This is a genomic window from Bradyrhizobium sp., assembly GCF_035935975.1.
Classification (GTDB): domain Bacteria; phylum Pseudomonadota; class Alphaproteobacteria; order Rhizobiales; family Xanthobacteraceae; genus Bradyrhizobium.
This window is the reverse complement of sequence record NZ_DASYWN010000057.1, coordinates 126,791-138,320: the sequence shown is the minus strand read 5'-3', so window position 1 is coordinate 138,320 and position 11,530 is coordinate 126,791. Positions and strand designations below refer to the sequence as shown.

Genomic DNA, 11,530 nt, shown 5'->3' with positions numbered 1-11,530 from the left:
GCATTGTCGAACCTTACGGTGCCTCGACGACGCGCCCTTGCCGGAAGCAGACATACCGGCCAGGCGTGCCAGATATCGATTTGGCGGCAGCAAGGCAGATCGGAGCCGCGTTAGCCGCGACACCTGGGATCGATGACGCCGATCAGGCCAAGCGCAAGTCGCCCGCGGCGACATTGCTGCGCGCGGTGTGCTTCACCTGATGATTGGATCATCGGTTCTTGGCGCAGGCGGCGATATCGGGTGATTGCCTGATCAGGTCCTGGGAATCTCCCGAGGCGCGGACATCGGCAAACCACTATTTTCATCCGCTTGCATCGAGTAGATTTACCGATGTCGGCAGCGGACCCGTTTGGCAAAAATCGGCACGGCGACATCTGGGATACCGCAACCAGGAAGGACGATCTGCCCCGCAACGTCTCACTCCCGGAACGGAAGAGATCATGTTCATGCGCAGCCGCCGCACGCCCCGATACATTGCCACGTTCGTGACTTTGACGCTCGCGACGTCATCGCTGCCGATGCTGGCGGGCTGCGGAAGGGAGGAAGCAACGAATGATCCGCCTGCACCGCGAATTGTGCGGACGACGACCGTGGAAAAGCGAAAGATCGAGACGCCGCTAACATTCTCGGGACGCATCGAAGCCGAAGACGAAGTGAACGCGTCCTTCCGCATATCCGGGCGGCTGTTGAACAACGACGCCAAGATTGGCGACCGGGTCACGGCAGGCCAGCTGCTGGCGCGATTGGAGTCCCAGAACGAATTGAATACGCTTCGGCAGGCACAGGCGGCTCTCGCCGCGGCGCAGGGGCAACTGACGCAGGCACGCAATCATTTCGACCGTCAGGAGACTCTGCTGGCGCAGGGATGGACAACACGCGCCAATTTCGACGCCGCGACCCAGGCGCAACAAACAGCGCAATCCCAGGTCGAGGCGGCTGAAGCGCAGTTGAGCGCCGCACATGATCTCGTCGGCTTCACTGAACTGAAGGCCGATGCCCCCGGCGTGATCACCGCTACCGGGCCAGGGGCTGGCGAAGTGGTTCAGGTCGGGCAGATGATAGCACGGATCGCGCGGCAGGACGGCCGCGATGCCGTCTTCGATGTCCCCTCTCAATTGATCAGATCGGCGTCTGCCGATCCGGAAGTCGAGGTCAGCCTCGCGGATGATCGGGCGATAAGCGCGAAGGGGCGCATTCGGGAAGTTGCTGCGCAGGCCAGCGCCGTGACCCGGACATTTGAGGTCAGGGTCGGTCTGACCGATCCGCCGCCAGCGATGCGCCTTGGCGCAACGGTTGTCGGACGCGTGAGCACGCGAGCAGGCCCGATGATCGATGTTCCGTCCTCCGCCCTGACCAGGATGAACCAACGCCCCGCTGTTTGGATCGTCGATCCGGCCACCAGTACGGTCGCCGTGCGCAATGTGGACGTGCTGCGCTTCGACGAAGCCCAGGCAGTGATTTCGCAGGGCCTCGACACCGGTGAGGTGGTGGTCACCGCGGGAGTCCAGGCGCTGCATCCGGGGCAGAAGGTACGGGTTCTCGGATCAGGCCAATGAGCGGATTCAACCTTTCCGACTGGGCGCTCAGACACCGGTCGCTGGTCGTCTATATGATGATCGTCGCGGTGATCGCGGGTGTACTCTCCTACTTTCGGCTGGGTCGCAACGAAGATCCCGCCTTCATCATCAAGACAATGGTTGTTCAGGCTGCCTGGCCCGGCGCAACTGTGGAAGAGACGATGAAGCAGGTGACGGAGCGCCTCGAGCGGCACCTGCAGGAAACGCCGCATCTCGATTTCCTGCGCAGTTTCACGAGGGCCGGCGTCTCGACTGTCTTCGTGAACCTCAAGGGGAGTGCCAACGCGAAGGAGGTCGCAGACACCTGGTATCATGTGCGCAAGTCAATTGGCGACATGCGGCATACGCTGCCCGCCGGCGTGATCGGACCGGGGTTCAACGACGAATTCGGAGACACGTTCGGCATCATATACGGCTTCACCAGCGATGGCTTCAGCCAGCGCGAGCTGCGCGATCGGGTTGAGGATATTCGCTCGAGGCTGCTTCTCGTGCCTGATGTGTCGAAGATCGAACTTTTGGGCGAGCAGGACGAGGTGATCTTCGTCGAGTTCTCCACGAAGGAGCTTGCGGCCCTCGGAATCGACAGGTCGGCCCTCATTGCCGCGCTCCAATCCCAAAATGTCGTGCGTCCGGCGGGAGCGATACAGACGAGTTCCGAAAGCATTTCGATTCGCGTATCGGGCAGCTTTCAGTCCGAGCAGGACATTGCCAATATCAATTTCTCGGCGGGCGGCCGGATGCTTCGCCTGAGCGATATTGCGCAGGTGCGGCGCGGCTACACCGACCCGCCCAAGCCGATGTTTCGAGTTAACGGGCATCCCGCAATCGGACTTGCAATCGCCATGCGGGATGGCGGCGATATTTTGGCGCTCGGGGCCAATATCAGAAGGGCGATGAAGCAGATCACCGCGGAGCTCCCGATCGGAATCGAGCCGATCCTGGTTGCCGACCAGCCTGTCGTGGTCGACCTGGCCATCCGTGAATTCATGGTCTCGCTGATCCAGGCGATCGCGATCATCATGGCGGTCAGCTTCATCAGCCTCGGCGTGCGGCCCGGCCTGATCATCGCCCTTGCCATACCGCTCACGCTGGCGATCGTCTTTCCTGTCATGGGGCTTCTCGGCATCGACATGCAACGCATATCGCTCGGGGCCCTGATCATCGCGCTTGCGCTGCTGGTTGACGATGCGATGACGACGACGGATGCCACGCTGGCCAAGCTGGCGGAGGGAGCGAGCAAGGTCGAAGCGGCAACCTTCGCTTATCGAACTCACGCGATGGCGATGCTCGCCGGTACGCTGGTGACGATCGCGGGCTTCATCCCGGTCGGCTTCGCGGCGAGCTCGGCCGGCGAATACACGTTCTCGCTTTTCGCCGTGGTCACGATTGCCCTGCTGGTGTCGTGGCTCGTTGCGGTGATTTTCACGCCGCTGCTTGGCGCTGCGATCCTCGTTCCGCCCAGGCAGAGCAGCACGACAGATCCGGGACGGATCTTCGGCCTATACCGGAAGTTTCTGATATCCGCGATGCGGGTCAGATGGCTGACGATCGCGCTCTCGGCGGCGCTCTTCGTCGCCTCGGTCCTTGTGATGCCGCTGATCCCGCGGCAGTTCTTTCCCTCGTCGGATCGTCCGGAATTGCTGGTGGATATCAGCCTGCCGCAAAACGCGTCAATCTACGCGAGCGAAGCCGCTGCGAAGCGCCTGGATGCCGTCCTCTCGTCCGATCCTGACGTGGCGAAATGGAGCACCTATGTCGGCCGTGGTGCCATCCGCTTCTACCTGCCCCTCAACGTGCAGCTGCCGAACGATTTCTTCACGCAGATCGTGCTGGTCGCCAAGGATGTTGCCGCACGAGAGCGTCTGCATGCCAAGCTTGAAAAGCTGCTGGCGCAGGAATTCCCGAAGGCGATCGCTTTCGTTTCTCCGCTCGAGCTTGGACCACCGGTTGGATGGCCGGTGCAGTACCGGGTCAGCGGGCCAGACGTGGAGCGGGTAAGAGAGATAGCGCTCAAGGTCGGGCAGATCGTTGCATCCAGTCCTGATATCAAGCAGGTCAATTTCGACTGGATGGAGCCCGATCGACAGGTGCGCATTCGCGTCGACCAGAACGAGGCGCGTCTACTCGGCCTCAGCTCGCAGGCGGTTGCATCCGCCTTGAACACGGTGATCACGGGAACGCCGGTCACCCAGGTTCGCGACGATATTTACCTTGTCAACGTCGTGGCCCGCGCGACCGATGAGCAGAGGGGCTCGCTGGACGGTTTGCGTAATCTGCAAGTGGCGCTGCCGGGCGGGAAGACCGTTCCTCTCGGCCAGTTCGCCTCCTTTGAATATGACCAGGAATTTCCCCTGATCTGGAGGCGCGATCGCGTTCCGACTTTGACCGTCCAGGCTGCCATCGGCGGCAGCAAGTTGCCGGAGGGCGTGGTCACGTCGCTGTCGGCAGGGATCGATGGCCTTAGAATGACGCTTCCACCTTCGTATAAGGTGGTCGTGGGCGGGACGGTGGAGGAGAGTCAGAAGTCACAAGCGTCCGTGCTCGCTGTGGTGCCCGTGATGCTGTTCGCTATGTTTACGGTCCTCATGGTGCAGCTTCAGAGCTTTCCGAGGCTGTTTATGGTCCTTAGTGTCGCGCCACTCGGCCTGATCGGAGTTGTCGCGGCATTGATGCTGTCGGGCAGGCCGCTTGGTTTCGTCGCCATTCTCGGCGTGCTTGCTCTCCTCGGCATGATCAGCAAGAACGCGGTGATTCTGATCGGTCAGATCGATGCCGAACGCGCGTTGGGCAAGACTCCCTGGGAGGCCGCGATGGACGCCAGCAGTTCCCGGTTCCGGCCGATCATGTTGACCGCCATATCGACTGTTCTTGGAATGATCCCGATCGCGCCGACAGTGTTTTGGGGGCCGATGGCCTTCGCGATCATGGGGGGATTGCTCGCTGCGACCGTTCTTACCCTGATCTTCCTTCCGACACTGTATGTCACCTGGTTTGGTCGCGACGAAAAATGGCGGCCTCCAACGGAATCGCCTCCCGCCTAGCTGCGGGACGCGGGAAATTCCTCACGACGGGCTCGGTAGTCCACCCGATGTCGTGGTTCCTGCCCGCGGCGCATGGTGTCGAGGAACGCTGCCCGGCCAGGGTGCCGGTCGGCTGCGGTTCGAGGTTTTCTCATGACCGGGACGCCATCCATTCAGAAACTGTCGCTGTTCGCCCTGACTGCGATGGTGGTCGGCTCAATGGTCGGCTCGGGCATCTTCTCGCTACCCAGAACGTTTGGTATCGCCACTGGCCCGTTTGGCGCCATCTTCGCCTGGTGCATCGCCGGTGGGGGCATGTACACAATGGCCCGCGTCTTCCAGCTGCTGGCCGAGCGCAAGCCCGATCTCGACGCCGGTGTTTATGCCTATGCGAAGGCGGGATTTGGCGACTATCCCGGTTTCCTGTCCGTGCTTGGCTACTGGATCGGAAGCTGCATAGGCAACGTATCCTATTGGGTCCTGATCAAGTCGACGCTGGGCGCCTTCTTTCCCGTGTTCGGTGACGGCAATACGGTCATCGCGATCATCGTTGCGTCGGTCGGGATCTGGCTATTCCACTTCATGATCCTGCGCGGTGTGCAGCAGGCTGCAGCGATCAACACGATCGTCACCATCGCCAAGATCGTACCGATCCTGATCTTCATCGTCATTCTGATCTTTGCATTCAAGGCCGACATGTTCCGCGCAAATTTCTGGGGCGGGGAGGGCATGCCGGACACGAGTCTGTTCGATCAGATCCGCGCGACCATGCTGGTCACCGTCTTCGTCTTTCTCGGGATCGAGGGTGCCAGCGTGTATTCGCGCTACGCACGGGAGCGATCGGATGTCGGCGCTGCGACGATCTTGGGCTTTGTCGTCGTGACCACCCTCATGGTGCTCGTCACGATGTTGCCCTATGCGGTGCTTCCCCGGGCCGAAATCGCCGCGATGCGGCAACCATCCATGGCAACCGTGCTCGAAGCGGTGGTCGGCCATTGGGGCGCCGTCTTCGTCAGCATCGGACTTCTGATTTCAGTGCTCGGGGCATATCTTGCCTGGTCGTTGATCTGTGCCGAGGTGCTTTCGGCGGCCGGCCGGACCAGGGACATGCCGGCCATTTTCGGTACCGAGAATGCGAACAGGGTTCCCGCGCCGGCGCTGTGGCTGACCAATGTGGTCGTTCAGCTCTTCGTCATCAGCACCTATTGGTCGCGGGACGCCTTTGCGCTGATGCTCAATCTGACCAGCGTCATGAACCTCATTCCGTTTTTCCTGGTTGCCGCCTACGGACTCCTACTGGTCAGGCGCGGCGAGACCTATGAGAAGCAGCCGGACCAACGCAGACGCGACCTGATCTTCACGGGCATCGCCGTCGTCTACACTCTTTTTCTGATCTATGCGGCTGGAATGAAATACCTGCTGTTGGCCGCCATTCTCTACGCGCCCGGTACGGTGCTGTATCTGTGGGCTCGCTTCGAGCAGAAGGCCAGGGTCTTCACCTCGATCGAGTGGGGCATCTTCATCGCAGTCGCCGTCGCCGCTGCAGTCGGAATCCACGGATTGGCAACGGGCTACATCACCATCTGAGCGGATGACCTCCGGGAGAACTGCCATGACAAATCACGCCTCGGACTCCTCGGCCCCGTTCGGGGTCCACTCGGAGGTCGGCCAACTGAGGAAGGTGATGGTCTGCTCGCCGGGCCGCGCCCATCAGCGCCTCACGCCCTCCAACTGCGACACGCTGCTGTTCGACGACGTGCTGTGGGTCGAAAATGCCAAGCGCGACCATTTCGACTTCGTGCAGAAGATGCGCGATCGCGGCATCGATGTCGTCGAAATGCACAATCTGCTCGCAGAGACCGTCGCGATTCCCGAGGCGAGGAAGTGGATCCTCGACAACCAGGTCGTTCCCGATCAGGTCGGTCTGGGCCTGGTCGATGAGCTGCGCTCCTATCTCGAGGGTCTCAAGCCGCGCGATTTGGCGGAAACGCTGATCGGCGGGGTATCGACCCACGACTTCCCCGACGCTCATGGCGGGGAAGCGCTCAAGCTGGTGCGCGAGGCGGCCGGCATGACCGAATACCTGCTGCCGCCGCTTCCCAATACGCTCTATACGCGGGACACGACCTGCTGGATCTACGGCGGAGTCACGCTGAATTCGCTGTACTGGCCGGCACGACACGAAGAGCCGATCCTCGCGACCGCCATCTACAAATTCCATCCGGATTTCGCTGGCAAGGTCAATGTCTGGTGGGGCGATCCGACCAAGGACCACGGCCTTGCAACGTTCGAAGGCGGCGACGTGATGCCGATCGGGAAGGGCAACGTCCTGATCGGCTTGAGCGAACGCACCTCACGGCAGGCCATCAGCCAGGTTGCCGCGGCGCTGTTCGAGAAGAACGCGGCCGAGCGTGTCATCGTAGCCGCGATGCCGAAGCTGCGTGCGGCAATGCATCTGGATACTGTGTTCACCTTCGCCGACCGCGATTGCGTCCTGCTCTATCCGGACATCGTCTATGGCATCACGGCGTTCTCCTATCGGCCGGCGAACAACTCCGCAGGCGTCGAGCTCCGCAAGGATGACAAGCCGTTCGTGGATGTCGTCGGGGAAGCGCTGGGTCTGAAGAAGCTGCGTGTCGTCGAGACGGGCGGCAATGCCTATATGCGCGAACGCACCCAATGGGACAGCGGTGCCAATCTCGTCTGCGCTTCGCCCGGAGTCGTGTTCGCCTACGACCGCAACACCTACACCAATACCTTGCTGCGCAAGGAGGGAATCGAGGTCATTACCATTGCGGGGGCGGAGCTGGGGCGTGGTCGCGGCGGCGGTCATTGCATGACGTGCCCGATCATCAGGGACGCGGTGGATTATTAGGCGCACCGGCCAGTTCGTGTTTTCGCTTCGACACGAGGCGAAGCCGGCTTCGCTCCGTGTGCACAACCAAGGATATAAAATAGGAACATTAACACGCCACAATTACTGCCCAATTTGGACAAGTCGTGGTGTTCGCAGAGCGATGGGGTTGGCCATGCGACGCTCGTTTTCCGTGCTGACGGCGATCGCGATGTTCAGCTCAGGCAGCGCGTGGGCGGCTGAACTCGACCGCGCCGAGATGAGGGAAAGCAGCGTCCCGTTGCCCTCCTGGAGCGTCGTTGGCTCGGTATTGCCAACGTTTACCGACAATGCGTTGTTCAGCCGCGACGTCCGCAGGTCCGACGCCTATTACGAGCCTGACGTCAGCGTCAGATTGGACGGTTATTTGACAGGGGACCTGTCATATCGGCTCTATGCGCGTTCGCAGTACGAAGCGTTCGCGCAGGAGAAGGACGGAAACTTCGCTGTCGCCCGCCTCGGGGGGCGGCTGACCGAGAACTGGAACGGCTGGCGGTTCTCGGCCATTTACGAAAACCGCTACGATTTCGACGGCGTCTATCGTGATCTCGCCTTCACCTCCAACGACGTGATGGGGTCCGTGGCTCGCGATTTCCAGCTCAATAATGTGACCCTGTCCCCCCTGTTGCTGTTGACCTATCGGTTCTCGGATCTGGCGGAGGCGCGCCGCTGGCGCTTTGATGCTGTCCTCGGCATCGAGGTCAAACTCGATTCCAGATGGTCGATCGTGAGCGCGCCGCTGTTCGAAGCCTATTGGTTCACCGACGGATTGAACTCGGGACGGCAAGACCAGCTCTATTCCGCCGATGTCGGGCTGAAGTACAATTTCGCCAGCAATGTTTCGCTCACCACCACCGTATTGTACGAATTGCGGACGTCGAATGTTCCGCTTCGGCATTACAGGGATCTTCGGATCGGTCCCCGACTGGACTTCGCCTTTTGAGAGAGCCCGGGAATCAAGAGAGTCCAAGAATTGTGAGAGTTCAGGAATGCTTGCGAGACGCCTGATCGTGCTGTCAGGAATGGTTTTCGGAACGATTGCGCCGATCGTTGCAGTCGCCGAACCTCGTGATGCCGTCGAACGAAGTCAGCGCCTGGATACTGATGCGCTCAGAGACGACATCAGGACAAATCGTCTTCGAGTGCCATCTCATCCGCTCGTGATCGCGCCGCAGCCCCAGCCCACTCCGATTTCCAAAGGAAAGAAGAAAAAGAGTGCGAGCGGCAGTAGCAACTGACAGCGGCCATCGCTCGCTTGCGCCGAACTCGTTCGGCATCTGTTGATTGCTTCAAGACCGTTGGATGCGAAGCGCGGCTTGTCGAGAGTTTTAATCATTGTTGTCGGGCTTCACGCCGGTCCGGCCGTCCGCTGGCACGAACTGCATATCCATATGCTGAAATTCATGTCAGTTATGCGTGGTTTAGCGCGCATGGAATATAGCCCAGTGGTTGTGGAAGAAATGCGGAGGTATACTCTGGGGCAAACCCCTAAGGGTGGCCCTTGCGGACGTTCTTAGCTGCGAGGCCCCACCGTGAGGGCAGTTCTCGTAATCGACGCCGATAGCCGATGCCGGGAACGGCCCGGAAAGTTGGGTGCGTGCCGTGAAATACAGTTCTGCTGCGAGCTCCCGGGTGCGGCCCAGCATCGCGGAGCGGCTGATTGTCCCGGATGGCCTCGACGAGGCAGCTGATCCCGGTGATAGTGTCAACTTGGCTGACATTCAGGAAGACATCCAGCAGCGGATCGCAGCCGAGCTTCATGATTCGACGTGCCAACATCTGGTCGCTGCAAGCCTTGGCATGATGCGAATCCGCAGCTGTCTTGGTGCGAACGACGGGCTCGAGCACATTTGCGACGACGTCGATGCGTCGATCGATCAGGCCCTTAAAGAGATACGCTCGCTTACCTATGTGCTGCATCCCCAGAACCCTATGCTGCAGGGATTGAAGGCGACGATCGAATCCTACGCCGAAGGCTTTGCAACACGAACGGCGTTGCGTGTCCGCACCGATATCGATGGGACGGTTGATCGGCTGTCCTACGATGGCCAGCGCTCGCTGCTGCGGGTTGTTCAGGAGGGGCTCGCGAACATTTTCCGCCACGCCAAGGCGACCGAGGTGAAAATTGTTGTCATCGCGACCGACGGACAGTTCCGCTTGACGATCAGCGACAATGGCCGCGGCCTTCCGGTCCGCCGAGCCAAGGACAGCAATCGGGCTACGTCCATGGGAGTTGGCATTCCGGCCATGAGGGCGAGACTGAAGCAGCTCGGTGGCTCGCTCGAGATTCAATCCAATCCGGAAGCGGGGCGCGGCGGTACAACATTGTGCGCGGTGTTCCCGCATCGCGATGAAACAAAAAGGCGCAGGCGGCGAGCTTCCTTGCAATCGTGAGTACCCACGCGGCTGCCCGACAGAGGGATAGCTATTCGACGCCAAAGCTGCGTCTGACCACGGCTCCATACGCGAGACATTGGGGCCAGAGGCTAGGAGTTCCTTCCATGAAGCGAATCCTTATCGCCGATGATCACGAGGCGGTCCGTTCGGGCCTCCGAGCGGTGCTTGCGCAACGTGCCGACTGGGAGGTCGTGGCGGAGGCGAGCGACGGCAGCAAGGCCGTCGCGGCCGCGATCGAGAGCCAGCCGCATGTCGCGATCGTCGACTTTTCCATGCCGCGCATGACTGGTGTCGAAGTCGCCCGACGAATCAAGGATTATCCGCTGCTGACCGAAGTCCTGATCTTCACGGTTCACAATTCCAGCCTGCTGGCGCAGCAGGCCTATCAGGCCGGAGCGCGGGCGTTTCTGGTGAAGTCCGACGCCAATAAGCTGCTGCTCGCCGCCGTGGATTCGCTGCTGGCACACAGGCCGTTTCTTGGCAGGAACGGGGAGCACGAACTGGACCGGCGAATGTCCGAGGACGCGACCGATTATCGGGGGCTTACACCGCGCGAGCGGCTCGTGGTCAAGCTGGTCGCTGACGGCTACAGCAACAAGGGCATTAGCGCCATACTGAACCTCAGCGTGAAGACGACGGAGGCTCATAGGGCCGCAGCGATGCGAAAGCTCGATGTGAGTTCGACGGCCGGTCTGGTCAGATATGCGGTTCGGGCGAGACTGGTCGACGAGTGACGGAGCGCCTGCCGTTGGTAAAATCGCCGGGAAGGATCAGGGTTTTGTAGGATAACTCCTGGATGGATGATCGATATGTTCAGCCGACTTGGCTGCCGGTCATCACCGTTGATTGCCCGATCAGTTCCGGGTCGACATGCGGGAACGACGCCGTGAAGCGCATCGTGATAGCCGATGATCATGAAGTCGTGCGGTCCGGGCTTCGCGCAATCGTCGACACGCGCTCCGACTGGATTGTCAGCGGAGAAGCCAGCAACGGCGAGCAGGCTGTGGCGCTGACGCTGGAAACGCTCCCCGATATCGTGATCGTCGACTATTCGATGCCGCTGATGAACGGCATCGAGGTCAGTCGCCGTCTCAGGCTGATGCATCTGCGAACTGAAGTGCTGATTCTTACGATGCACGAGAGCGAGGAACTCCTGACCGAGGCAATCCTGGCCGGCGTGCGCGGTTTCCTGTTCAAGTCGGACGCCAGGAAGCACTTGATTTCCGCAATAGAGGCCTTGCTTGACGGCCGGCCTTACTTCACCAGTGTCCTCCTGGAAAAGCTGCTGCACGATTACCAGGCAAACAAGCAGAACAGGTCCGACGTACCGCTCTCGTCGCGCGAGCAGAGCGTGGTCCAGCTCATCGCGGAGGGCCACACGAACAGGTCGATCGGCGCCATCTTGAAGCTCAGCGTGAAGACTGTCGAGACTCATCGGGCCGCAGCCATGCGCAAGCTTGGGATGTCATCGACCGCGGAGCTCGTGCGTTATGCCATTCGCAAGAAGCTGGTGTCGCCTTGACGTCCGGAACATTCTTGCGGCGCCCGAGGGTTTTCCCGGATGCCAGGGGCACCGATGCCCCCTTAGTCTCGACCCGCATATGTCGCTTGCATCGGTCTTGCCGAGGGCGACAGCTCTCGCG

9 protein-coding genes are annotated in these 11,530 nt (G+C 60.8%); all 9 read left to right on the top strand.

Annotated elements, in window-relative coordinates; genetic code table 11:
- Nucleotides 1-446: 446 nt before the first annotated feature.
- The 9 genes from VGR99_RS36705 to VGR99_RS36665 all read left to right on the top strand — a co-directional run bounded on the left by VGR99_RS36705 (nucleotide 447) and on the right by VGR99_RS36665 (nucleotide 11,409).
- A complete protein-coding gene (locus VGR99_RS36705; protein WP_414645217.1) occupies nucleotides 447-1,556 on the top strand; it encodes an efflux RND transporter periplasmic adaptor subunit in 1,110 nt (369 codons plus the stop codon).
- Nucleotides 1,553-4,618 carry an efflux RND transporter permease subunit gene (locus VGR99_RS36700; RefSeq protein ID WP_326904825.1) on the top strand — a complete coding sequence of 1,022 codons (3,066 nt, stop codon included), beginning with the start codon at nucleotides 1,553-1,555 and terminating at the stop codon, nucleotides 4,616-4,618. Before VGR99_RS36705 ends, VGR99_RS36700 begins: the two co-directional genes overlap by 4 nt.
- Before the next feature lie 132 nt (nucleotides 4,619-4,750).
- Nucleotides 4,751-6,184 carry a basic amino acid/polyamine antiporter gene (locus tag VGR99_RS36695; protein WP_326904824.1) on the top strand — a complete coding sequence of 478 codons (1,434 nt, stop codon included), beginning with the start codon at nucleotides 4,751-4,753 and terminating at the stop codon, nucleotides 6,182-6,184.
- 25 nt (nucleotides 6,185-6,209) lie between these two features.
- Entirely contained in the window at nucleotides 6,210-7,472 is a 1,263-nt protein-coding gene (arcA, locus tag VGR99_RS36690) for an arginine deiminase (RefSeq protein WP_326904823.1), read from the top strand.
- A 154-nt stretch (nucleotides 7,473-7,626) separates the two neighbouring features.
- The gene (locus tag VGR99_RS36685) at nucleotides 7,627-8,433 is read left to right on the top strand and encodes an outer membrane beta-barrel protein (RefSeq protein WP_326904822.1); all 807 of its coding nucleotides are present in this window, start codon (nucleotides 7,627-7,629) and stop codon (nucleotides 8,431-8,433) included.
- A 46-nt stretch (nucleotides 8,434-8,479) separates the two neighbouring features.
- A complete protein-coding gene (locus VGR99_RS36680; RefSeq protein WP_326904821.1) occupies nucleotides 8,480-8,728 on the top strand; it encodes a hypothetical protein in 249 nt (82 codons plus the stop codon).
- A 355-nt stretch (nucleotides 8,729-9,083) separates the two neighbouring features.
- Nucleotides 9,084-9,884: a sensor histidine kinase gene (locus VGR99_RS36675; RefSeq protein ID WP_326904820.1), complete on the top strand. Its 801-nt coding sequence runs from the start codon at nucleotides 9,084-9,086 to the stop codon at nucleotides 9,882-9,884.
- A 107-nt stretch (nucleotides 9,885-9,991) separates the two neighbouring features.
- Nucleotides 9,992-10,621: a response regulator transcription factor gene (locus VGR99_RS36670; protein ID WP_326904819.1), complete on the top strand. Its 630-nt coding sequence runs from the start codon at nucleotides 9,992-9,994 to the stop codon at nucleotides 10,619-10,621.
- Nucleotides 10,622-10,773: 152 nt separating this feature from the next.
- A complete protein-coding gene (locus VGR99_RS36665; protein WP_326904962.1) occupies nucleotides 10,774-11,409 on the top strand; it encodes a response regulator transcription factor in 636 nt (211 codons plus the stop codon).
- Nucleotides 11,410-11,530: the final 121 nt, after the last annotated feature.

Excerpts from the sequence above, each read along its gene's own strand:
- VGR99_RS36705 (WP_414645217.1), top strand. The coding sequence starts at position 447 with ATGCGCAGCCGCCGCACGCCCCGATACATTGCCACGTTCGTGACTTTG.
- VGR99_RS36700 (WP_326904825.1), top strand. The coding sequence starts at position 1,553 with ATGAGCGGATTCAACCTTTCCGACTGGGCGCTCAGACACCGGTCGCTG.
- VGR99_RS36695 (WP_326904824.1), top strand. The coding sequence starts at position 4,751 with ATGACCGGGACGCCATCCATTCAGAAACTGTCGCTGTTCGCCCTGACT.
- arcA (WP_326904823.1), top strand. The coding sequence starts at position 6,210 with ATGACAAATCACGCCTCGGACTCCTCGGCCCCGTTCGGGGTCCACTCG.
- VGR99_RS36685 (WP_326904822.1), top strand. The coding sequence starts at position 7,627 with ATGCGACGCTCGTTTTCCGTGCTGACGGCGATCGCGATGTTCAGCTCA.
- VGR99_RS36680 (WP_326904821.1), top strand. The coding sequence starts at position 8,480 with ATGCTTGCGAGACGCCTGATCGTGCTGTCAGGAATGGTTTTCGGAACG.
- VGR99_RS36670 (WP_326904819.1), top strand. The coding sequence starts at position 9,992 with ATGAAGCGAATCCTTATCGCCGATGATCACGAGGCGGTCCGTTCGGGC.